Source organism: Allokutzneria sp. A3M-2-11 16 (assembly GCF_024213555.1).
Classification (GTDB): Bacteria; Actinomycetota; Actinomycetes; order Mycobacteriales; family Pseudonocardiaceae; genus Allokutzneria.
Genome location: NZ_JANAVO010000021.1, coordinates 26,128 through 46,822, shown reverse-complemented (window position 1 = coordinate 46,822; position 20,695 = coordinate 26,128). Strand labels below are relative to the sequence as shown.

General features: G+C 70.5%; 23 protein-coding genes and 1 tRNA gene. 12 read left to right on the top strand and 12 right to left on the bottom strand.

Translation table 11 applies throughout. The annotated features are described in order from the left end of the window. Positions 1-17: 17 nt before the first annotated feature. Together NLX83_RS37930 and NLX83_RS37925 are read right to left on the bottom strand one after the other, a co-directional pair. Positions 18-791: a hypothetical protein gene (locus NLX83_RS37930; RefSeq protein ID WP_254240116.1), complete on the bottom strand. Its 774-nt coding sequence runs from the start codon at positions 789-791 to the stop codon at positions 18-20. 212 nt (positions 792-1,003) lie between these two features. Continuing rightward, positions 1,004-1,630 carry a hypothetical protein gene (locus NLX83_RS37925; RefSeq protein ID WP_254240115.1) on the bottom strand — a complete coding sequence of 209 codons (627 nt, stop codon included), beginning with the start codon at positions 1,628-1,630 and terminating at the stop codon, positions 1,004-1,006. Between the two features lie 199 nt (positions 1,631-1,829). Here NLX83_RS37925 and NLX83_RS37920 point away from each other — a divergent pair, with 199 nt between their 5' ends. From NLX83_RS37920 to NLX83_RS37905, 4 genes are all read left to right on the top strand, one after another. After that, positions 1,830-2,012 (top strand): hypothetical protein, encoded by a 183-nt coding sequence (locus NLX83_RS37920; RefSeq protein WP_254240114.1) that lies wholly within the window; start codon positions 1,830-1,832, stop codon positions 2,010-2,012. A 34-nt stretch (positions 2,013-2,046) separates the two neighbouring features. Further along, positions 2,047-5,028, top strand: coding sequence for an AfsR/SARP family transcriptional regulator (locus tag NLX83_RS37915; RefSeq protein ID WP_254240113.1), 2,982 nt, complete (start codon positions 2,047-2,049; stop codon positions 5,026-5,028). A gap of 66 nt (positions 5,029-5,094) precedes the next feature. Continuing rightward, positions 5,095-7,227 carry an MGH1-like glycoside hydrolase domain-containing protein gene (locus NLX83_RS37910; protein ID WP_254240112.1) on the top strand — a complete coding sequence of 711 codons (2,133 nt, stop codon included), beginning with the start codon at positions 5,095-5,097 and terminating at the stop codon, positions 7,225-7,227. A 60-nt stretch (positions 7,228-7,287) separates the two neighbouring features. Further along, the gene (locus tag NLX83_RS37905; RefSeq protein ID WP_254240111.1) at positions 7,288-7,449 is read left to right on the top strand and encodes a hypothetical protein; all 162 of its coding nucleotides are present in this window, start codon (positions 7,288-7,290) and stop codon (positions 7,447-7,449) included. Here the strand turns inward: NLX83_RS37905 and NLX83_RS37900 are convergent. Further along, positions 7,439-8,434: an ArsR/SmtB family transcription factor gene (locus NLX83_RS37900; RefSeq protein WP_254240110.1), complete on the bottom strand. Its 996-nt coding sequence runs from the start codon at positions 8,432-8,434 to the stop codon at positions 7,439-7,441. The genes NLX83_RS37905 and NLX83_RS37900 overlap by 11 nt on opposite strands. A gap of 66 nt (positions 8,435-8,500) precedes the next feature. Here NLX83_RS37900 and NLX83_RS37895 point away from each other — a divergent pair, with 66 nt between their 5' ends. Beyond that, positions 8,501-9,766: an MFS transporter gene (locus NLX83_RS37895; protein ID WP_254240109.1), complete on the top strand. Its 1,266-nt coding sequence runs from the start codon at positions 8,501-8,503 to the stop codon at positions 9,764-9,766. Here the strand turns inward: NLX83_RS37895 and NLX83_RS37890 are convergent. Continuing rightward, entirely contained in the window at positions 9,648-10,181 is a 534-nt protein-coding gene (locus NLX83_RS37890) for an alpha/beta hydrolase (protein WP_254240108.1), read from the bottom strand. The genes NLX83_RS37895 and NLX83_RS37890 overlap by 119 nt on opposite strands. Positions 10,182-10,196: 15 nt before the next feature. Here NLX83_RS37890 and NLX83_RS37885 point away from each other — a divergent pair, with 15 nt between their 5' ends. The 6 genes from NLX83_RS37885 (at position 10,197) to NLX83_RS37860 (ending at position 13,821) form a co-directional block, all read left to right on the top strand. Beyond that, positions 10,197-10,850, top strand: coding sequence for an AAA family ATPase (locus tag NLX83_RS37885; RefSeq protein WP_254240107.1), 654 nt, complete (start codon positions 10,197-10,199; stop codon positions 10,848-10,850). 77 nt (positions 10,851-10,927) lie between these two features. Continuing rightward, positions 10,928-11,002: transfer RNA gene (locus NLX83_RS37880), tRNA-Phe, on the top strand. A 413-nt stretch (positions 11,003-11,415) separates the two neighbouring features. Further along, complete coding sequence (locus tag NLX83_RS37875) at positions 11,416-12,360, top strand: hypothetical protein (protein ID WP_254240106.1); 945 nt, start codon at positions 11,416-11,418, stop codon at positions 12,358-12,360. Positions 12,361-12,365: 5 nt separating this feature from the next. Then, positions 12,366-12,788, top strand: a complete 423-nt coding sequence (locus tag NLX83_RS37870) for a hypothetical protein (protein ID WP_254240105.1) — start codon at positions 12,366-12,368, stop codon at positions 12,786-12,788. 101 nt (positions 12,789-12,889) lie between these two features. Next, positions 12,890-13,660: a hypothetical protein gene (locus tag NLX83_RS37865; protein WP_254240104.1), complete on the top strand. Its 771-nt coding sequence runs from the start codon at positions 12,890-12,892 to the stop codon at positions 13,658-13,660. After that, a complete protein-coding gene (locus NLX83_RS37860; protein ID WP_254240103.1) occupies positions 13,657-13,821 on the top strand; it encodes a hypothetical protein in 165 nt (54 codons plus the stop codon). Before NLX83_RS37865 ends, NLX83_RS37860 begins: the two co-directional genes overlap by 4 nt. Here NLX83_RS37860 and NLX83_RS37855 read toward each other — a convergent pair. The 6 genes from NLX83_RS37855 to NLX83_RS37830 form a co-directional block, all read right to left on the bottom strand. Further along, on the bottom strand, positions 13,800-14,435 hold the full coding sequence (locus NLX83_RS37855; RefSeq protein WP_254240102.1) for a glyoxalase: 636 nt from the start codon (positions 14,433-14,435) through the stop codon (positions 13,800-13,802). The two genes, NLX83_RS37860 and NLX83_RS37855, sit on opposite strands and share 22 nt — an antisense overlap. Before the next feature lie 10 nt (positions 14,436-14,445). Next, positions 14,446-14,973, bottom strand: coding sequence for a hypothetical protein (locus NLX83_RS37850; RefSeq protein ID WP_254240101.1), 528 nt, complete (start codon positions 14,971-14,973; stop codon positions 14,446-14,448). A 16-nt stretch (positions 14,974-14,989) separates the two neighbouring features. Beyond that, entirely contained in the window at positions 14,990-16,258 is a 1,269-nt protein-coding gene (locus NLX83_RS37845; RefSeq protein ID WP_254240100.1) for an RNA polymerase sigma factor, read from the bottom strand. Between the two features lie 15 nt (positions 16,259-16,273). Next, positions 16,274-16,693 (bottom strand): YciI family protein, encoded by a 420-nt coding sequence (locus NLX83_RS37840; protein ID WP_254240099.1) that lies wholly within the window; start codon positions 16,691-16,693, stop codon positions 16,274-16,276. Positions 16,694-16,835: 142 nt separating this feature from the next. Beyond that, positions 16,836-17,930, bottom strand: a complete 1,095-nt coding sequence (locus NLX83_RS37835) for a zinc-binding dehydrogenase (protein WP_254240098.1) — start codon at positions 17,928-17,930, stop codon at positions 16,836-16,838. Between the two features lie 26 nt (positions 17,931-17,956). After that, positions 17,957-18,970 carry a helix-turn-helix transcriptional regulator gene (locus NLX83_RS37830; protein WP_254240097.1) on the bottom strand — a complete coding sequence of 338 codons (1,014 nt, stop codon included), beginning with the start codon at positions 18,968-18,970 and terminating at the stop codon, positions 17,957-17,959. A 63-nt stretch (positions 18,971-19,033) separates the two neighbouring features. Here NLX83_RS37830 and NLX83_RS37825 point away from each other — a divergent pair, with 63 nt between their 5' ends. Further along, positions 19,034-19,489: a hypothetical protein gene (locus NLX83_RS37825; protein WP_254240096.1), complete on the top strand. Its 456-nt coding sequence runs from the start codon at positions 19,034-19,036 to the stop codon at positions 19,487-19,489. Here the strand turns inward: NLX83_RS37825 and NLX83_RS37820 are convergent. Both NLX83_RS37820 and NLX83_RS37815 read right to left on the bottom strand, forming a co-directional pair. Further along, positions 19,482-20,072, bottom strand: a complete 591-nt coding sequence (locus tag NLX83_RS37820) for a GNAT family N-acetyltransferase (RefSeq protein WP_254240095.1) — start codon at positions 20,070-20,072, stop codon at positions 19,482-19,484. The genes NLX83_RS37825 and NLX83_RS37820 overlap by 8 nt on opposite strands. After that, entirely contained in the window at positions 20,069-20,671 is a 603-nt protein-coding gene (locus NLX83_RS37815; protein ID WP_254240094.1) for a TetR/AcrR family transcriptional regulator, read from the bottom strand. The genes NLX83_RS37820 and NLX83_RS37815 overlap by 4 nt, the downstream gene beginning before the upstream one ends. Positions 20,672-20,695 lie beyond the last annotated feature (24 nt).

Genomic DNA, 20,695 nt, shown 5'->3' with positions numbered 1-20,695 from the left:
AGCAACGCTCGCGCGGCTCAGCCGACGAGCAGTCCCGTCAGGAACGCTCCCAGCTGGTGCGGTGACGCGTTCCCGGCGCCCGCGCACTCCTGGATGACCGCGGTCGGGCAGCCGAGCGCGGCGATGAGCCCGCCCGCGGCGGCGAGGCCGCTGCGGGTGACGCGGACCCGCCCGGTGAGATCGGTGGCCGCGGTGTCCAGGCCGAGCGAGACCACGACCGCGCTCGGCCGGAACCGGCTGGCCTGCCGGACGATCTCGGTCAGCGCGGCGAGGTACTCGCGATCACCGGCCGCCTCGCCCAGCGCCACCGTGCGCGCGGTGGTGCCCGTCGTCGGCTCGCCGTGCACGGAACCGACGAAAACGGTGCGGCGGTCGCGGAAGATGTCCTGGGTGCCGTGCCCGTGGTGGAGGTCGATGTCGATGACCGCGACCGGGCCGCGCTTGCTCAGCGCGTCCGCGGCGAGCGCGGCGTTGTTCAGGCTGCGGGGATCGCCGAGCTTCGTCCGGCTCGTGCGGTTGCCGGGAGCGTGGCACGGCGCGTAGGCGACGCGGGACTCGAAGCCGACGAGCTGCGCGGCGGTGACGGCGAGCGCCGCGGAGCGGTGTGCCGCGTCGGTCGCGGCACCCAGCGCGGCGAGCACGGTGCCGTCGTGCACGGACAGCACGTCCTTCGCGGGGAGCCGGCCGGGCCGCACCACCGCCGAGCCGAGCGCGGTGGCCCCGTCCAGCAGGGCGGCGGTGTCCGGACTCGCCGGTGACGCCTGGTCGTGCACGGTGATCAGGTCGCGCATGCGCTGTCCACCGGCACCGATATGTGGTTCTGCCGCGACATTGTGTCAGGCCGCCTTTCGTCGTTCCGCAGCGCATTCATGAGGAATCTTCTGATAAGTGGGAATTCCTCTTCTTGGTGCGGGCGATCCTGGCACGGAATGTCATGCACGGTGACTGTTCGAGCGACGGGGACTCCCATATGTGAGGTGGCATATGAATGGGAGGCGCTGTGCTACGGCGCGGGGTGTCCCGGGTCCGGGTCGTCCTCGGGTGTCGCGGTGATCCACCGCGACCAGGCGGTGAGTTCCCTGGCCCTGGCCGCGGCGGCGACGCGGCACGCCCCGGTCGTGGCGCAGGTCTGCAGTGCCGAGACGTCGGCGGACCGCGCCGTCGCCTCGACCTCGTCGAGCACCACGCGCAGCCAGCGCGGCTCGAACTCCGCGGACATCCGCAGCGAGAGCGCCCGGTGCTGGTCGCAGCCGTCCCAGTTGCCCGCGAAGGTCAGCTCGACCACCAGGTCGTCGGCGTGGTCGGAATGCAGGGCGCAGCTGGGCAGCTGGGGTTGCAGCAGGCCGGTGTCGTCGAGCTCGGCCCAGGCGGGCAGGGCGGGGTGGGCCCAGAGCACGCCCGGTTCGGAGAGCTCGGTGAGCGGGTCGGGCACCTCCTCGCCGAGCTTGGACCAGCCGCGGCCGAGCAGTTCGGTGTGCAGGCGGGCGTAGATCCGGAGCGCGTGCCGCTCCGCCGCCGAGTGCTCCAGCGCGGGAGCCCGCTTCAGGAATTCCAGGCTGCACGAGCAGAGCTGGTCCGGGCGGTGCGCGTGGTCCGGGGCTGGCCACTCGCGGAAATCGTGACTGGACATTCGACCCTCACCGTGATGGTCCTGGTGGTGCGACCGGCTCGGCGATTCTTGCATTTTTCACAACGAAATCCACTGTTCGGTGCGCGTGAAAAAAGTGTTCGACTACGGCAAAAGGCCACAGACGAACGCATCAGAATCCTTTGCGGAGCTCGGACGCGTTTTCCTTCGCGAGCCGCCGCCGCTCGGACAACATATGTTCATGCCCTCCATTCGAATTGCGGTCGCGTCCCTTCTCGCGGTCATTTCCGCGGCTGCCCTCGCGGTGGGACTGCGCACCTGGGCGGTTGAGGAGGGGGTCATCGGGCCCGCGCGCGTGTCGGTGCACTCGCAGGAACCCGCGCCGAGCCGCCTCATGATCAAGTGTTTCCGCGCGGACCAGTAGGCTCCGTGTGGGCGCGGGAAGCGGGGCATCGCAGATGGACGCGGAGTTCGAGTTCGGGCTGCTGGGCCCGCTGGACGTCCGCTGCGGCGAGCGCCGGATCACCGTCCCCACGGGCAAGCTCCGGATCGTGCTCGCCGCGCTCCTGCTGGCACCGGGGACGATCGTCACCGCCGACCGGTTCGCGCACTGGCTCGACGACGATCCGCACAGCGAGGGCTGGCCGGCCCGCATGCAGAGCTACATCGGGCGGCTGCGCGAGATCCTGGCGCCCTACCCCGGCGGGCGCGAGGCGATCAGGACCCTCGCCGGGGGTTACCTGCTCGACGTCCGTCCGTCCACCGTGGACCACCTCCGGTTCCGCGAGCTGACCCGCCGTGCCGAGGGGGTCGCGGCGGAGGAGGCCGTGCGAACACTCGGGGAGGCGCTGGCGCTGTGGCGCGGACCCGCGCTGGCCGGGATCAGCTCGGCCTCGTTGCGGCGCGAGGTCGGCGACGGGCTCGAAGAGGACTACCTGACCGCGCTGGAGAAGCGGATCGAGGGCGAGCTCGCCCTGCACCGGCACGCCTTCCTCATCGGGGAACTGCAGACCCTGGTGCGGCGCCACCCGCTCCGCGAGGGCCTGTGGCGCTCACTGATGCTGGCACTGCAGGGCACCGGCAGGCAGGCCGAGGCGCTGGATGCCTATCAGACGGTCCAGCGCCACCTGGCCGAGACGCTGGGCATCGACCCCGGTCCCGCGTTGCGCAAGGTCCACCGGCTCATCCTCGGCGGGGGTGAGGCGGAGGAGGTCCCGGAGACCAGCGCGCGGGAGCTGGCGGAGAGCCTGGCCGAGCACGCGGTGACGGCTCCGTGGGTGAGCGCGTGCGCGCTGCCGCCGGATGTGACGGACCTGGTGGGCCGGGAGAAGGAGCTCGACGAGATCGCGTCCTGGCTCACCGCCGAGGACGAAGCGCCGGGCGGGCCGAGGGTCGCGGTGATCCACGGCCTGTCCGGGATCGGCAAGAGCTCCCTCGCGCTGCGCCTGGCGCACCTGCTCCGCGACCGTTTCCCGGACGGGCAGCACTGGCTGCGGCCCGGGGCCACCGCGGAGGCGTCGCGGCAGGCGTTCGCCGTGATGGGGGACGTCCTCTTCGCCACGGGGGTCGCGGTGAAGTCGATTCCCAGCGCGCCGAGGGTGCGCGAGTCGGTGTACCGCGCCCGCTTGGAGGGCAGGCGCGTGCTGGTGGTGCTCGACGACGCCACCGACGCCGGGCAGGTCGACGCGGTGATCACCGGTTCCGGGCGGTGCGCGTTCGTGGTGACCGCGAAGCAGGCGCTGCGGTCGTTGTCCGGGCGGGTCACCAACTTCCGGGTCGACGAGCTCAGCCACGCCGAGGGTTTCGACCTCCTGGTGCGCATGATCGGCTCGGACCGCGTGCGCGATGAGGAGGACGCCGTCCACGAGATCGTCGACCACTGCGGCGGGCATCCGTTGGCGCTACGGGTGATCGCCGCCAGAACGAACGCGTTGCCCGCCCGGCGGATCGGGGCGGTCGTGCCGCGGCTGCGCGACGCCCGCAGGCGGCTCGACCAGTTCGCCTCGTCGGACCAGCAGGTCCGGTCGAGCTTCGCGCTCGGCTACGCCTCGATGCCGGAGTGGTTGCAGCGCGCGTTCCGCGGGTTGAGCCTGCTCGGCGAGCACACGTTCGCCTCGTGGGCGGTCGGCCTGCTGGCCGCGCACGGCGACGGCGACCGGGTCGTCGCCGCGCTGGTCGACCGGGGGATGCTCACGCCGGTCGGGGTCGACGAGGCCGGTGAACCGCGCTACCAGCTGCACAGCCTGCTGGCCCTCTACGCCGGGGAGCTGGCCGCCGAGGACCCCGCGGAGCGCCACGCAGCCCTGCGCCGCCTCGTCGACGGGTACCTGGTGTTCAGCGAGCGGGCCAACGCCGGGATGATCGTGATCATCACCGACATCTCCGTCCATCCGGGGCTGCGCGAGGCGATCGGGCTCCCCGCGGACGAGGTCGAGCGCGTCACCGCGGACGCCCAGACGTGGTTCCGCTCCGAGCGGCACAACCTGACCGGCCTCGCGGTGCGCGCGGCGCGGGCGGGGTTCTCCGCCGACGCCGAGGTGTTGCTCGACCGCGTCGCCCCCACCGAGGAGAACGACGGGAACTGGCGGCGCGTGGCCGAGCTCTACGCGGCCCTGCGGGACGCGGCGCGGGAGCACGGTGACGAGAACGCGGCCCTGACCGCAGAGGCGGCCAGGATCAACACGGTCATGATCGGCGGCGATCCCGGGCAGCTGATCGCCGACTACACGAAATGCCTTCCAGCGTTGGAGAAATCGCCCTTCACCTCCGATCACGCCCGGTGCCTGGCGAACCTGGCCCTCTGCCACTACGGCCAGGGCGACTACGCCACGGCCGAGAAAATCGCGCAGCGCGCGGCCGACGCCGCTCGGGCCGCGTCGAACGAGCGGGTGCTGGCGTACTGCCTGCGCGTGTGCGGATCGACCGCGAGCATGCTGGGCGATTACGGCAAGGCCGTCGTCCATTTCGAGAGCGCGCTCGCGACCGTCGAGAGGAGCGCTTTCAACGACGCCAGCCGCAAGATCAGCGAAGCGAACGTCCGCTTCGCCCTGGCCACCAGCGCGTTGCGACACGGTGATCCGCAACGAGCCCGTGCGGAGGCGGAGACCGTCCTGGCGTTGGTCGAAGGCTCCAACCGGCAGCTCACGAGGGGCTACACCGCGATGTTGCTCTCCCGGCTGCACGCCGCGGGCGAGGACTGGACGCAGGCGGAGGTGTGGGCGGCCCGCGCGGTGCGCGTCCTGGTGGCCATGGGCGACGAACGCGGGCAGGCGTACTCCCGGCACCAGCTGGCCCGGGTCCTGGTCGCCCAGGACCGGCACGAGAGCGCGATCGCCGAGCTCCGGGTGGCGCTGCCGATCATGGAGGAGATGAGCCTCGCCGAGCGGACCGAGGCGGCGGAACTACTCGCGCGCATCACGGCTTCGCACGGACAAAGCTGAACAACGCGTTCGTCTGCCCGTCGTGTACAGGTGATCGGGAAGCGGGATCTGGTTGGCTTTCCGATCATGCGGCGAGTGATGGTGATCAGCACGGTCCTGCTGGCGGTGGCGGCGGTCGCGACTCCGGTCGCGGGCGCCCGAGTCGTCGATCCGAGTGCCTTTCCCGACGTGCTCGACCGTCGAGGCACCCCGGCCGCCTCCCAGCCGCCGGAACACGATCCGATCAACGTCTTTGCCGACCACGGCTCGTGGCACGGCTACGCGCTGCCCGACGCCGCGAGCTACGGCGCGTTCACCGGGCCGATGTACATCGCTCAGGAATTCCCTTGGTACCTGGGCAAAGCCTTCACCCGTCTCGGGCTGACCGATCAGGCGACCGGGAAGCGGATCGACCTGGCCGACGACCCCGCTCCCGAGATACGCAGCTATCCCGGCTCGCTTTCCCAGCGGTACCGCGTGGACGGCTTGACGCTGACCATCGACCTGCGGTTCGTGACGGAGCGCAGCGCTCTGCTGCGAGCACGCGTGGACAACTCCGGCGACCGGCCCCGCACGCTCGGCGTGGACTGGAGCGGTGCCCTGCTCCGCCCGGCGCGGGAGCCGATGCGCTCGGCGCCCAGTCTCTCCGCCGCCGCTGACGGTGTCCAGGTGGACTTCGCCGAAGTGCGTGTGCCCGACGAGTACATGACCAGCGGCACCGAACGCTTCCACGTGACCCACGCGGACGCGGTTTCCACGACGGTGCAAGGTGATTCCTACGTCACCGCGCGGCAGGCGCCCTTGCGCGTCGGCCCCGGTTCGGGCCAGGAGGTGCACTGGGCCGAGACCTACACCTTCACCCAGGCCGAGCGGACCGCCGATGCCACGGAGGTGCGCCGCGCGCTCGCCCAGCCCCAGCAGGCGATTCGGCGGTCCGAAGCCCGCTGGCGCGGATACCTGGCCGGTGCACTGCGCGGGGTGGCGCCGCAGTACCGGCGGCTCGCCGTGAAGTCGGTCGAGACGTTGACCGGGAACTGGCGCGGTGCCGCGGGCAGGCTGCGGCACGCGGGCATCACCCCGTCGACGACGTTCAGGTGGTTCGTCGGCGGCTACTGGCCTTGGGACAGCTTCAAAGCGGCGGTGGGCACGGCCCGGTTCGCCCCCGAGCTGGCCGAGTCGGCGATCCGCGCCCAGTTCGACCACCAGCTCACCGGTGACTCGCCGGACGCCGGGATGCTGCCCGATGTCGTGGCCTACAACAACATCGCCGAGGGCGGGCGGCACTGGAACGAGCGCAACACCAAACCGCCACTGGCGGCATGGGCCGTCTGGGAGACCTTCAAGGCGGGCGGGCGTGCCGGGTTCCTGCGGGAGATGTATCCCAGGCTGATCGCCCAGCACGACTGGTGGTACCGCAACCGGGACGTCGATCACGACGGGTTGGCCGAGTACGGCGCGACCGCGCACCCGGACAACGCGAAACCGGGCGGAGCGCTCACCGCTGCGGCGTGGGAGAGCGGAATGGACGACGCGCCGCGCTTCGACCCCGACACCGGCATCAGGGTGCTGGAGAACCGTGACCGGTCCGGCAGGCTGATCGGGTACTCGCTGGACCAGGAGTCGGTGGACCTCAACGCCTACCTCGTCGCCGACAAGCGCCACCTCGCCGAGATCGCCCGGACGCTGGGCCACCACGCCGACGCCCGCGGCTTCGACCGCCAGGCCGAGTCGGTCGCCGGGGCGATCCGCGAGCGCATGTACGACGCGAAGACCGGCTTCTTCTACGATTCGGCCATCGACTCCGGTGCCCCGCTTGTCAAGCGCGGCAAGGGAATGGAGGGTGTCATTCCACTGTGGACCGGAGTCGCCGCCCCGGAACAGGCTGCGGCCGTGCGAGCGTCGCTGGTGGACCCGGACCAGTTCGGCACGGCCGTCCCTTTCCCGACCGTGCCGAAGAACTCGCCCGATTTCGACCCCAACGGGTACTGGCGTGGCACGACCTGGGTGGACCAGGTGTACTTCGGCACAGCGGCTCTCGACCGCTACGGCTACCGCGCCGACGCCGACCGGCTCCGTGCGCGGTTTCTCGGCAACGCCCAAGGGCTCACGGGTGCCGCGCCCATCAGGGAGAACTACAACCCGCTGACCGGTGCGGGCACGTTCGCCACCAACTTCAGCTGGTCGGCGTCGCTGCTGCTGGTGATGTCCGGCCGCGGCTGATTCAGTCGAACACTTCCGCGCCGGTCGCGGTCCTCGTAGGGCACGCCGAGCACCTGCTGGGTGTGCTGGTGGGCCGCGCGCGATGAGCTGGAACTCCAGATGGCTGTCGGCACGATGCTGAGGCGGCTGCCGCGCCTGGAGCTGGCCGTGCCGCGGCAGGAGATCTCCTTCGACAACACCCGCCTCTTCCGCAGTGTGACCTCTCTGCCGGTCACCTGGTGACGGGTCCGGTCGCGATCAGGGCGTCACCGAGCGGTGTGCGGTGGTAGAGCACGGAACGGCCCGCGCGGCTCCCCGCAACCAGCCCGCTTCTGCGCAGGACAGAGAGGTGGTCGCCAACCGCCCCGGGAGCCAGGGCGAGGGTCGCGGCGAGTTGCGTGGTGCTGGCCGGGGACTCAAGTTCGACCAGCAGACGGGCACGGGACTTGCCGAGCAGGTCCGCGAGCGCGTCCGGCTCGGCGGGGATCTCCTTTTCCCACAAGGCGTTGACGCCGCGGGCGGCGTAGATCAGCGACTTGGGCCACGGGGGATCGGTGTGCACGGCCGCGCCCGGCCAGACGAAGACCGACGGGATCAGCAGCAGGCCCGCTCCGTCGAGTTCGACGGTTTCCTTGTGCGCTGAACGAAATCGGACCTCGATGGCCCCGTCGCGCCACCGCGTTCTCGGGTCGAGGCCGTCGATGGCCGCCGCCCAGCCCGCGCGTGCGAGCAGCCCGGCGCGGTGGACCACGTCTCGTTCGCACAAGGCGCGCAGGCGGGGCCAGTCGGGGGCGAGCAGTTCGTGCCAGGCGATCTCCAGGGCGTTCGCGAGCCGGGCCACCACATCGCGCCCCTGGAGAACCGACAGCGCCCTGGCGTCGCCGCAGGCGTGAACGCGCAAGCACTCGGTGATCTCCGCGCGTGCTCGGCACGTCGGGGTCGCCCGCATGGTCGCGAGGTCGTCCTCAACCGTCTGGGCCAGCCCCCGTGGCGGTGGGGCGGTGAACGTCGCGCCACTGCGGGGCGCCAGCAGCGCGAGCACGGCGTCGAGTTCGGTGTCCTCGCGGAGCTGCCGGAACTTCGGGCGCAGCCGGTCGGACCAACCCGAGGGCAGAGGTCCCCTGCTGCGCCCCGAAAGCTTGCGCAGCAGGCCGTCCAGCTCGAACAGGGGAGCGACGGCGAAGCGGCTCGCCGCGATGTCCTCGGTTCCCGCACGAAAGCGCAACATCTCTCGACCTTACGTCCACCGACGTAACAGTGGTGGCGGCACCGCGGCGCGCCGGAGCCTGACCGCATGGTTTCTCCGAGTCGCGTGACCTTCGGGCACGTTCTTACCCGGCCCGTGTTCCGGGAGCTGTTCCTCGCCCGCGTGGTCACCATCGCCAGCGACGTGCTGCGCACGGTCGCGTTGTCCACGGCCGTTTTCCACGGCACCGGATCGGCGTGGCTGGCAGCGCTCACGTTCGGGTTGGCGTTCCTGCCGCAAGCATTCACCGGCGTGCTGCTCGGCCCGCTCGCCGACCGCGTCCGGCCGCGGGTGTTGATCGCGGGCGAGTACCTGGTCACCGGGATCGCCACCGCGCTGCTGGGCTGGGTGCCGATGCCGCCGTGGGTGAGCCTCGGTGTGATCACCGTGCTCGGCTGCCTCGCCCCGGCGTTCAGCGGCGCTGCCGGGCGCCTGCTCGCCGAGACCCTCGACGGTGAGGCGTACGTGCTCGCCCGGTCCTTGATGTCGATGGCCGTGTCCTTCGCCCAGATCGTCGGACTGGCCCTCGGCGGGATCGCGGTGGCCGTGCTCGGCCCGGCCACCGCTTTGTCGATCAGCGCGGCGTGCGCGCTGGCCTCGGCGGCCGCGATCTGGCTGCTGTTGCCGGACTCCGCTCCGCCAAAGGCAACGGAGTCCCTTGTGCGGCAAGGAATCCGTGGCACCCGCCAGCTCCTGGCCGACCGGCGGGTCCGCGCGCTGCTGATCGTGCAGTGGTTGCCGCCCGCCTTCGTGGCCGGTGCCGAGGGACTGCTCGTGCCGTTCGCGCTCTCCAGCGGCCTGAGCACCGGCGCGGCCGGAATGATGATCGCTTCCCTGCCCGTGGGGATGCTCGTCGGCGAGCTCGCCGTCGTCAAGCTGCTGTCCGCGCGGGCGCGGGAACGCTCAACACCCGCCCTGATCGCGCTGATGGGCTTGCCCCTGCTCGGTTTCGCACTCGCTCCGTCAGTGGTTCCCGCCTGCGCGTTGCTGGTGGCCAGCGGCGCTGGGTTCGGCTACGTGCTCGGCGTCGCCGCGCCATTTCGCGAGGCCGTGCCCGAACCTCTGCTCGGGCAGGCGTTCACGCTGCTGTCCGCCGGGCTGATGACCGCGCAAGGACTGGGACCCGTGCTGTGGGGCGCGCTCGCCGAACACGTCTCGGTCGGGAACGCCATCGCGGTCGCGGGGGCGGTGACGCTCAGTATCGCGTGGGCGTATCGCGAATCGCCTGAACCACGGCGTCCGGCCGGAGCCAGGCGATGCCCGAGTGCCCGGCATCGTCGAGGCGGCGGACCTCGGTCCGGGGCCGCGTCGTAGCCAGGTGGGTGTAGAGCCGGTGCTTGGTCCGGTTGGACTCGGCCAGTCGAATTGCGCAGCTGCTGCGCCTTCTCCGCCGACAGGTAGTCGACGATGTCCTCGTGGTCGGGTCGAGCAGGACCAGACCCGTTACCTCGCTGGGGAAACGCTTGGCGTAGAGCCGCGCGTACAGGCCGCCGAGCGAATGCCCCACCAGGACGTACGGGCCGGGTCCACCACGTCGTTCCAGCCCGTGCCCAGCCGGTCGTAGACCACGCTCGTGGCGAACTCCGCGACGAGGTTGTGCACGTTCCAGTAGCACAGGCTTGCCAGAACTCGGTGGAGAACCTTCGCGTCGCGCCCTAGCCTGTCCGCCATGACGCAGCAGTTCTTCTTCGGTCTCGGCTGACTCGGGTCCCAAGCCATTTCTGGTCATTCCTGAAGGAGAACCGTGCTGTTGCTCGTTTGCGGCGCCTCCGGTGTCGGCAAGTCCACCGCGCGCGTGCACGCGCGTCGCCTGCTCGACGACACCTACGAGACCGCCGAACTCATCACGTTCGGCCGGATTCCGGCTGTGCCAACCCTTTCCTGGCGACAGGAAAGGGTAGAAGCCGCGGTCCTGCGCGCGATCACCCTTGAAGCCGAAGGCAAACATCTGCTCTTCGCGGGTGATCCGGTGCCGCTCGGCGAGGCGCTGGCCGCCCCGAGCGCCGACCGGATCGACATCGCCGCGTGCCTGCTCGACCTCGACGACGAGGCCCATCTCGCTCGGCTCGCTCGGCGCGCCGAGCCCGCGGAGCTGATCCCGTTCCAGCAGGGCTTCGCCGCGTGGCTGCGCGCGCACGCCACCGATCCCGGCCACGTGACAGAGGTGATCACCACCGACGCGTGGTCGGAGATGCGCTGGGAGCGCTGGCTCGGTCGCACACCCGCGCCGGAGTGGGCGATGACGGTGCTGGACACCTCACGGCTCACCCCCGAACAGGTGGGCGCCGAGATCGCCGACTGGTGCGGGCGCGCGGTGGCCGGTGACGCTCCCGTCTTCCGGGCGGGCTGGTTCCGCCGAAAAGGAATTGACCCTCCCGGCGGCGCCGACGATCCTTGAGAAGCTCACGTGGTCCAGCGGAATGGATACCGGGTTCTCAGCCCGGAGACGCGGGTTCGATCTCGCACGCGTTACGCGGCTCTTTAGCTCAACTGGCAGAGCACCGGGGTGAAGACCCGGGTGTCGGGGTTCGAGTCCCTGGAGAGCCACCACTACTCGGTGGAACAGGCCCCGCCAATCGTCCGACTGTCACATCAACCAGGCCGCGCCCCACAAGTGGCCACCAACGCCCGCAACGCCCCCTCGTGCTCTCCCCCGAAACATCAGCTGGGCAGCCCAAACTCCCGTTTCGTACTCAAAACGGGTTTTTGGAGCGCTCTTTTTCCCGTTATGAGTACGAAACGGGGTTCTCTAGACGGCGCCCGCGGGGGTTGGGGTGGACGGGCGCGTGGAGTGCATGGGCTGAGTTTACTTGGTGTGCGGAGTGCTTGAGGACTTGCAGGACGCGGCCTGGGCCACGCGCGTGAACCAGGCTGAAGCCGCCGATTTCGCTGCTCTTCGGCTGTAGCGTCCTTGGCTGCGACAAATCGTCTACGGCTGCTGGCGAGAACCGGGGGACTTCTACGTGAACGGGAGTGTCGGTGAACTGCTCGCTCAGCTGCTTCAGCTCATCGAGCAGCTGCCCGCCGCAGTAGTCCTTCAGAACAAGAGCGATGCCCTCGCCGCAGCCGACGAGCTGGCCGAAGCCTGGCGCTCCACGGGCGATGCAAGCGCCACCGAGGTCGTGGGGTTCATCCACCAAGCCGTGGACCAGCTAGAGGACATCGTGGAGCGACTTGCCGGTGCCGGGGACCTGGTGTCCGTCTACATCCAGCGCATCTTGGCATTCAGGGTGGCGAACGTCGGTGAAGTGGCCCAGCGGCTTCGCGCCGCGCTGCACGGCATCCGCCCCGAGGAGCTGATGACCACCGCGGCGCGGTTACGCGAGGACCTCGTTGTTCTCCGCGCGGCCGCAGTCGAAAGCAATCAGCCTGACCTACAGGAGGCTTTCGAGCTGCTGGCGAACGTGCCCGATGAACTCGAAGCTGCCGCCGTGCTGTACATACAGGCTCGCAGCGGAACCGAGCACTACATCCGGCGACACAGCCGGGCGGGCGTTCTTCCCGACGCCGCGAAGCCCAGCGGTACCAAGGCGTCGCCACGCACGGGCGAGCCCGCCAGGTTCGGTTGGACGACTTCCACCAACTACCGCAAGACCTTCTTCGACGCCCACCCCCACACCGAGGGCAAGGTCGTCGTGCACCACGCCGTCGAGCAACAGGTGCTCCAGCGATACCCCGACGTGGTTCAGCCAGAAGAAATGCACTCGCTGGAGAACCTGCGGGGAATCCCCAGGGGAGAAACCAACAACAAGGTGCACCTCAGCGCGCTGCGTCGAGCGTGGAACGCCTTCTATCTCCCTTTCACCATCAACAACGCCGCGCCCACGGCGCAACAACTCCTTGACTTCGCTACCATGCTGGACGACCAGTACGGCAGCTCGTTCAACCCGAACATCCGCGAGAAGTGAGATTCATGGGATTCTTCATCGTTGAGCCAGAAGTTGCCGGTGAACTCGGCCCGCGCACGGTCTTTGACCGCGCTGGCCACACGCTCGCAGTGACGCGACTGGAATACCAGTTCTTTGGATGGCTCGGCGATCCCATTGTGGAAAGCACCCCGTGTTTCATAGTCACTGAGGAACTGTCCGCCGCGATCACTGCCGCGGGGCTCACCGGCGCGACGTTCGACGAGGTGGAGGTCAGCGTCTCCCCGGAGGGTGAAGAGTTCATCGAAGGGCCGCTCCCACCGTGGAAGTGGCTTCGCTTCACCGGCGAGGCCAGCCACGATGACCTCGGCCTCAACGACGGGTTGCGCCTGGTTGTGTCCGAGCGGGCGCTTGGAGTGCTTCGCGAGCATGGCCTCAGCAACGCGGAGGTCGCAGAAGCGTCCGGATAGACCGCTTCGCTGCAGGCCAGCCGTTCTGCAGTGAGTCGCTGCGCGACGCTTGGAATGAGACATCCGGTGAAGCGTCCAGCATCAGTGTCGAACCGGCGGTGGTGACGCGCCTTGAGTACCGCGCCGCAGACTGGCTCGGCGACGCCATTCTGGAGTGCACGCCGTGCTTCGTCGTCACCGAGGAACTGGGGGCGACGATCACCGCCGCAGGGGGCACCGGTGTCGAGCTCGAGGACTTCATGCTCGTGGTGTCGGATCGTGCTTTGGGCTCGGGCGTACGGACGGCGAGGGCCGACTGTTCGACCGGCGCACTCGAAACGATCTCTGCGAGCGGTGCCTCGGCCACTAACGTCGAAGCGGTGCCACACCCCACAACGGCGACTGATCACGTCGATCCCTGGTTCGTCATGCTCAGCCCGACCGAACCGGTGCGGGGCGAGGTGGCTCGGCTGTCCGGGCTCGACCGGGCCCCGGAGGTGGTGGCGGAGCTGGACTACGGGGCCCTGCGGGAGGGGACGATCGCCGAGACGGAGCGGTTCGTCGGCGGCCGCTGGCCCGCGCTGTCCAAAGTGGACGATCCGTCGCTGCGGGTCTTCGAGCTGATGGCCGCGGGCCGGTACCGGGCGGGAAGCGCCGAGCGCACGCGGTTCGCCGGGAACTGGGAGCTGAGGCGGGACACCCCGCACCGGCACGTCGGATCAGTTGCACACCGTTCAGAAGCACATCATGTCGCGCGCGGACGAGTCGGCCTTCTGCTTCACGCTGTGCCTCTACACGTTGCGGGTGACCGACATGGTCGGCCCGGCACTACCCGGACTCGATCCGCGGCACGGTGCACCCCAAGCCGGGGCAGTGGGGAATCCACCTGGTGAACAAGCACACCAGCGTGTTCCCCTGGCAGGGCGTCGCCGTGCGGAAGGCCAGCGGGGTGTGGCGGGTGCGGGGCGAGGTCACCGCTCGTCTTCGCGGCGCGGTGCCAGTACACCTGCCGGACGATCCGTATCCGTTCTGCTACAAGGAAATCCCGAGCTGAGGTCGCGACGCCGTGGCTTCCCAGGCGAACCCGTCCGGGTCGGTGAACGTCCCGGCGCCGCCGATCGTGATCCGGTGCGATCCCGTGCCTTCCGGGGAGACACCGGCGGCCTTGGCGAGGGCACGACGGCGGTACAACCCCAGGGTGATCGGGCTCGACCCGGTGGCGAACTCGACGTAGGTGCGGCCGAAGCTCTTCGCGACGGTGAGCCCCTGGTCGAGGTAGAACCGCTTGCTGGCGGCCACGTCCTCGGCGCCGAGCAGGAGCACGATGTCGTCGACCTCCCGGGTCGCGGGACCGGTGTTCTTCTTCGCCGAGGTCGCGACCTTCCAGATCGTCCCGTCCGGGGCGCGCACGACTCCGCCGTAGCCCCAGAACGACTTCGAGACCGGCTTCAGCGTCGTGGCACCGGCGTCGAGGGCGGAGGCGACCAGGTTGTCGACGGTGCCGGGCTGGGACACCGTGAGCGACAGCGTGAAGCCGCGGAAACCGGTCGTCGGCGCCTCCGACGCTCGCAGGCGGATCGGTGTGTCCAAGCCGAAAGCGTTGCTGTAGAAGCGCTTCGCGGCCGGGAGGTCGGCCACGTCGAGGGTGATGGTGTCGATGAGTGCCATGGCGAAGACGCTAGGTGCGGCGTGCCGGGCGGCGCTTCTCGATTCCTGATCGGTGCGGCCACAGGAGCCGGGCGGCGTCGAGCGCGGCGCGGTGATAGGTCGGTAGTCGCTCGTCGGCCGCGAAAACCTCGACAAGGCCGTTGCCCGCCCGGTGTTGCGAATGCAGGAACGCGACGTCCTCGCCGGGGGCGACTTCGATCAGGTAGACCCACGTCTCCGCGGGCAAGGCATCGGGTGAAGCGGGCCTGCGGTAGGCCGCGAAGAGCCGCTTGCCCGGGGTCATCGTGTCGAGAAGCTCGGCGGACGTCGGCCCGTCGTCGCTGAACCGGTAGCTGGGCAGGTCCGCTCGCAGGGCGAGGAGATCCTCCACGGCCCGCGGCCCGTTCTTCCCGAAGAACCAGGAGATCGCGGCCCGCTCGGCGTCGGTGATCGACTCGTCGCGCAGGCGGCCCACGAGTCCGCGCAGCAGCCGAGTCATCGCGGAGCTTTCCGCGTCGCCGAACACGCGGTCGTCGCCGGGGTCGAACTCGATCCACATACCGCCCTCCACGCGATCAGCCGAGGTCGGCGATCTTGCGCCGCAACACCGCCCGCTCCCGTTCGTTGCCGCACAGCCGCACGGCGCGCTCCAGTTCGGCGCGCGCCTCGTCGGGGCGCCCCAGGCGGGTGAGCAACTCCCCGCGAACGCTGGGCAGCAGGTGCGAGTTCGCGAGCGCCTTGGCGGCCACCAGGTCGTCGACGATCTTCAGCCCCGCGGCGGGTCCCCGTGCCATCGAGACGGCGGCGGCCTTGTTGAGGTCGACCACCGGTGACGGGGCGAGCCGGCCGAGCGCCTCGTAGAGGAGAACGACGCGCTCCCAGTTCGTCTCCTCGACCGAGGCGGCCACGGCGTGGCATTCGGCGATCGCGGCTTGCAGACCGTAAGCGCCCAGGCCCCGGCCGACCCGCGTCGCGTGGTCGAGGGCGGCGCGTCCCCGGCGGATCGCGGCGCGGTCCCAGCGGCGGCGGTCCTGCTGCTCGAGCAACACCGGCTCACCGTCCGGACCCGTGCGGGCGGGAAAGCGCGCCGCGGTCAGTTCGAGCAGCGCCAGCAGGCTGTGCACCTCGGGCTCCCGCGGCATCAGGCGGGCCAGCACCCGCGCGAGCCGCTGCGCCTCACCGGCGAGGTCGAACCGGATCAGCTCGGCGCCCGAACTGGCGGAGGACCCCTCGGTGAAGATCAGGTAGACGACGCTGAGCACCGAGCCGAGCCGTTGGGCGCGCTCCTGCGCCTGCGGCAGCTCGAACGGCACCCGGGCCTCCGCGAGCGTCTTCTTCGCGCGCGTGATGCGGGCCTGCACGGTGGCGGTCGGGACGAGGAACGCCTTGGCGATCTGGTCGCTGGTGAGGCCGCCGACCACGCGCAGGGTGAGTGCCACCCGTGCTTCCCGCGACAGCACGGGATGGCAGGAGATGAACATCAGCGCGAGCACGTCGTCGTCGATCTGCTCCGGGTCCCACGGCGCGTCCTGGTCGACCGGGCTGCCCGAGAAGGCACCGCCCTCGCCCAGGTCGCGGGCGAGGGCGGCGTACCTCTCGTCGAGCGCGGAGCGCCTGCGGAAGGCGTCGATCGCGCGGCGCCTGCCGACGGCGAGCAGCCACCCCGCGGGGGTGCGCGGCACACCCTCGCGCGGCCAGGTCACCAGCGCCTCGGCCAGCGCCTCCTGGGCGAGGTCCTCGGCCAGCGCGAAGTCGCCGGTGTACCGGGCGAGCGCGCCGACGATCCGCGCGGACTCGATCCGCCAGACGGCGGCGACGGCCTCGCGGCCGGTGTGCTCAGCCATCGCCCGCCGTCCCGGTCAGAGCTGGCCGGTGGCCTCGCGCCACTCCCGCTCCTTCTTGATCCACTCGTTGTCCTGCGGGAACTCGTCGATCGTGGCGACCCGGCGGATCTCGCACTTGCTGCCCGGCCCGGCCATCGGAGCGCGCCGCGCCCACGCCACGGCCTCCTCCCTCGACGCCACGTTCAGGATCCAGAAGCCGCCGAAGAGCTCCTTGGTCTCGCCGTAGGGGCCGTCGGTGACCACGGGCGGCTCGCTGGAGTAGTCGACGACGACACCCTCCTCCGCGCTGTCCAGCCCCTCCGCGGCGACCAGCACACCGGCCCGGATCAGCTCGTCGTTGAATCGGCCCATCGAGTCCATGACCTCGGCGAGGTCAGCGTCCTGGAACGCCTCGAGCGTCTCGTCGGTGGCGCGCATGATCAGCATGTACTTCACGGCTGTGTCTCCTCGGGTCATCGGGGTCCCACTGTGGACCCTCGCACCCCTAGGTCGAACGGGCAAAGCCACGGATCGACAACCGCGCCCGACTTTTTCGAAAGTTTTCCTGGAGTGATCGGGCGCGCTGGCGGGAACCGGCTCAGGGCACGATGAGCGCCTTCACGGTCCGCTGGGCCGCCACGTCGTCGAGGGCTCGCTGGGTCTGCGAGAGGTCGTACTCGGCGCTGATCAGCTCGGTCCACGGGAACTGGCGCGCGTACCGCGCGATCACCTGCACCGACCGGTACACGTGCCCGGTGTCGCTGCCCCAGCAGCCCTGGACGTCCAGGTGCTTCTGGTTGAGGTCCAGGTGCGGGTTGAGCGAGGCGTCCCCGGCGTTGGTGTACTGGCCGACCACGACGTAGCGCCCGGCGTCGCGGGTCAGCCGCATGCCTTCGGGGACGGCGGAGGGCACGCCGGTGGCTTCGACGGTGACGTCGGCGCCCCGGCCCCCGGTGAGGTCGCGGATCGCTTCGACGCGTTCGGTTTCCGTGGTCGAGGCGATGTCGATGACCGCGTCGGCGCCGAAGCGGCGTGCCGCGTCAAGGCGCACGTCGGGGCCGCCGACGACGACCACCTGACCGGCTCCGCGCAGTTGGGCGAGCGCGGCGGCGCTCAGCCCCACCGGACCGGCTCCCTGCACGACGACGGTGTCGCCGAAGGCCACGTTTCCGAGCGTCATCGCGTGCAGCGCGGTCGGCATGCCGCACCCGACAGCCAGGAACGCGCGCCAGTCGAGCCCTTCGGGCAGCGGGACGATGTGCACGCCGGGACGCAGGTGGACGTGCTCCGACCAGCCGCCGTACAGGCCGTCGGCGCAGGACATCGTGACGCCGTAGACCTTGCGGTACGGGCACCGCGTGCTCGCGTGGGCGATCGTGCAGAACCAGCAGCGGCCGCAGGTGCCGTAGACGTCCAGGTAGGTCACCACCTGCCCGATCTCGACCGGGGCGCCGGACACGTCGAGCACCGGATCGCTCCCGCCGATCTCCTCGACGCGCCCGACGGCCACGTGCCCCGGGATGATCGGGTAGGGGACACCCGCGAGCTGCCCCCTCTGCAGGTGGGTGTCGGTGCCGCAGACCTCGCTGCCCAGCGTCCGCAGCAGGACCGCGCCGGGTTCGAGCCGGGGGCGGTCGAACGTGCGCAGCTCCATGGGCGCGTGGGGCGCGGGCATGACCGATGCGGTGACCACGAGATCTCCTCTATCTGCCAGGGACATCAGGACTCGGCGCCGAACACTGGCAGATGGTCCCGGACGGGGTAGAGCCGGGCCATCGCGTGGACCGTGCCGGTCATGTGCGCGAGGAGCTCGGCGGGCGTGAGCACCTGGACGTCCGCGCCGAGGCGGAGCAGCCCGGCGGCGGCGTGGGACACGCTTTCCAGGGGGATGGTGGCGCGTCTCCAGCCGTCGGGGTCCGTGGGCGCGAGGGTGCGCAGCGCCGACTGGGCGGCCCTCGGGCCGAGCACGTCGGTCAGGGCGGCGACGCCGTTGGGGGACAGGCGTATCTCGGCGACTCCGGCGGACTCGGCGCTCTCGTACCGATCGACCTGCGTCCGCCAGAACTCGGCAAGGTCGAAGTCGGCCGGGCGGGTGAACGCGGTCGGCAGCGGCTCGGCGTCCTCGATGGAGGAGACCCGGTAGGTGCGGGGCCCGCCGCCGCCTCCGGTGGCGACCAGGTACCAGACCCCGGCCTTGAGGACCAGGCCCAGCGGGTCGAGGCGCCGGGTGACCACACCGGGGTTCGGTGCCCAGCGGCGGTACCGGACCTCGATCCGCCGGTCCTGCCACAGCGCCTCCGCGACGGTGAGCAGGTGCGGAACCGCGTCCGGCTCCCGGTACCAGCCCGGCACGTCGAGGTGGAAGCGTTGCCGGATCCGCGTGGACGCCTCCCGGTAGGGGGTGGGCAGCGCCGCCGTCAGCTTCAGTTCGGCGGCGGCCACCTGGGCGCCGAGCCCCAGCTCCGCCGCGGGCCGCGGCAGGCCGGTCAGGAACAGCGACCCGGCCTCCTCGGCGGTCAGCCCGGTCAGCCGCGTGCGGTAGCCCTCCATGAGCCGGTAGCCCCCGGCCGGGCCCTGCTCGGCGTAGATCGGCACGCCCGCCGCGGCCAGGGCCTCGACGTCGCGGTAGACGGTCCGGGCGGTGACACCCAGCTCCGCGGCGAGGTGCGCCGCGCTCATCAGCCCGCGGTTCTGGAGCAACAGCAGCAGGGACAGCAGGCGGCTCGCACGCACGGTGGAAGTATGTCCGCGGCCACTGACAGAAGATGTCAGGGGTAGCCGGGCAGGCTCGTCGACATGAACGACTTCGACTTCTTCATCGGCTCCTGGAACGTGGTCAACCGGCGCCTGGCGACGCTCTTCGCCGGCAGCGACGACTGGAACGAGTTCCCGGGCGCCTCGATCTGCCGGTCGATCTTCGACGGCGGCGGCAACACCGAGGAGATCATCTTCCCGACCCTGGGAAGCCGCGGCTTCACCCTGCGGCTGTTCGACGTCGAACGAGAGCAGTGGTCGATCTACTGGGCCAACAGCCGCTCCGGCGTCCTCTTCCCGCCGGTGGTGGGCACGTTCGTCGACGGCCGCGGCGACTTCTACGGCGACGACACGCACGAGGGCAGGCCGATCAGGGCGCACTTCATCTGGTCGGAGATCACCCCCACCTCCGCGCGGTGGGAACAGGAGTTCTCCGCCGACGGCGGGCGGACCTGGGAGTCCAACTGGATCATGGAGTTCACCCGCGCGGTCACGTGACGTCGAGGCGCATGGACACGTACGCCTCGAATCCCACCCGTGCGGTGTGCTTCTGCGGGCGCCGCCGGTACTCGGTGAAGCCGAGTTTGCGGTAGAGCCCGAGTGCCGGTTCGTTGGTGTCCTTGATTTCCTCGAGCACGAAGGCGCGCGGACCCGGCTGCGCGACGAGGTGTCGCAGGAGGGCGGTAGCCACGCCGCGTCCCTGGTGCTCGGGCGCGGTGGTGACGAAGCCGATCTCCGCGACGTCCTCGGCCGCGCCTTCGGAGACGGCCATGAACTGGTTGCGGATCACGTGGTAGCAGACGGTTCCGCGCACCCATCCCAGGTGCTTGCGGAACGGTCCCCACCTCGGCGCGAAGCACTGTTGGGTCCCGGAGGTCAGCGTCGCGACCGCCGCGGGCTCGCCGTCGACGCACGCCACGTGGAACCGGTCGAGCAGCAGCATGTGCGCGAAAGCGTCGGCGAGGGCGCGGGAATCCTTGGAGAAGAAGGAGAAATCCTGGGCGAAGCCCCGCACGAGCACGTCGGCGATGCGCATCCGGGAACGCTCCCCGAGCTCGTCACCCCTGGCCATGGTGATCATCGGCCGCCTCCGTTCAGCAGGTGCAGGACCATCGTGGGCGGGGGTACGGCGCTGGGCCCCAGGCACATCCGCATCGTCACGGCCCCGGACAGCAGCGACAGGAGCACCACGGTCAGGGCCGCGGGGTCACCGGTCGGGCAGTGCCCGTCCCGCTGGGCGCGCGAGATCGCCGTTTCGAGCGCCTGCCGGAAGTCGAGGTGGCTGGCGAAGAGGCGTTCCCGCGCGCCGGGTGGTTCGTCGCTGAGGAACGCCTGGTTGGCCACGACCGAGAACTCGGCCGCGCCGTCGATGTCGGCGACCCCGCCGAGGTAGAGCTCCAGGAAGCGGGTGAGGGCCACGTACCCGTCGTCGGCGGCGGCGATCTCGCGGGCGGCGTCGTCGAGTCCGGCGGCCGCGCGGCCGAGCACGTCGGCGAACAGCTCTTCCTTCGTGGCGTAGTGCCGGTAGATGAGCCCGACGCTGATCCCGGCCTCGTTGGCGACATCGCGCATGCTCGTGGCCGCGTAGCCGCGCCGGGCGAAGATCCGCACGGCGTGGGTGAAAACGGTTTCCCTGCTCGCGGTGCGCAGGGCCTCGTTCTGCGCGGCCGTCCTCGGCACAGTGCCTCCACATTTTTGAATGAA

What these genes read in the sequence shown, in the direction of transcription:
- NLX83_RS37845 (WP_254240100.1), bottom strand. Translation starts at nt 16,258, where the DNA reads ATGGCTGAGCACACCGGCCGCGAGGCCGTCGCCGCCGTCTGGCGGATC.
- NLX83_RS37825 (WP_254240096.1), top strand. Translation starts at nt 19,034, where the DNA reads ATGAACGACTTCGACTTCTTCATCGGCTCCTGGAACGTGGTCAACCGG.
- NLX83_RS37925 (WP_254240115.1), bottom strand. Translation starts at nt 1,630, where the DNA reads ATGTCCAGTCACGATTTCCGCGAGTGGCCAGCCCCGGACCACGCGCAC.
- NLX83_RS37930 (WP_254240116.1), bottom strand. Translation starts at nt 791, where the DNA reads ATGCGCGACCTGATCACCGTGCACGACCAGGCGTCACCGGCGAGTCCG.
- NLX83_RS37850 (WP_254240101.1), bottom strand. Translation starts at nt 14,973, where the DNA reads ATGTGGATCGAGTTCGACCCCGGCGACGACCGCGTGTTCGGCGACGCG.
- NLX83_RS37910 (WP_254240112.1), top strand. Translation starts at nt 5,095, where the DNA reads ATGCGGCGAGTGATGGTGATCAGCACGGTCCTGCTGGCGGTGGCGGCG.
- NLX83_RS37900 (WP_254240110.1), bottom strand. Translation starts at nt 8,434, where the DNA reads ATGTTGCGCTTTCGTGCGGGAACCGAGGACATCGCGGCGAGCCGCTTC.
- NLX83_RS37855 (WP_254240102.1), bottom strand. Translation starts at nt 14,435, where the DNA reads ATGGCACTCATCGACACCATCACCCTCGACGTGGCCGACCTCCCGGCC.
- NLX83_RS37870 (WP_254240105.1), top strand. Translation starts at nt 12,366, where the DNA reads ATGGGATTCTTCATCGTTGAGCCAGAAGTTGCCGGTGAACTCGGCCCG.
- NLX83_RS37920 (WP_254240114.1), top strand. Translation starts at nt 1,830, where the DNA reads ATGCCCTCCATTCGAATTGCGGTCGCGTCCCTTCTCGCGGTCATTTCC.
- NLX83_RS37895 (WP_254240109.1), top strand. Translation starts at nt 8,501, where the DNA reads ATGGTTTCTCCGAGTCGCGTGACCTTCGGGCACGTTCTTACCCGGCCC.
- NLX83_RS37820 (WP_254240095.1), bottom strand. Translation starts at nt 20,072, where the DNA reads ATGATCACCATGGCCAGGGGTGACGAGCTCGGGGAGCGTTCCCGGATG.
- NLX83_RS37890 (WP_254240108.1), bottom strand. Translation starts at nt 10,181, where the DNA reads ATGACCAGAAATGGCTTGGGACCCGAGTCAGCCGAGACCGAAGAAGAA.
- NLX83_RS37915 (WP_254240113.1), top strand. Translation starts at nt 2,047, where the DNA reads ATGGACGCGGAGTTCGAGTTCGGGCTGCTGGGCCCGCTGGACGTCCGC.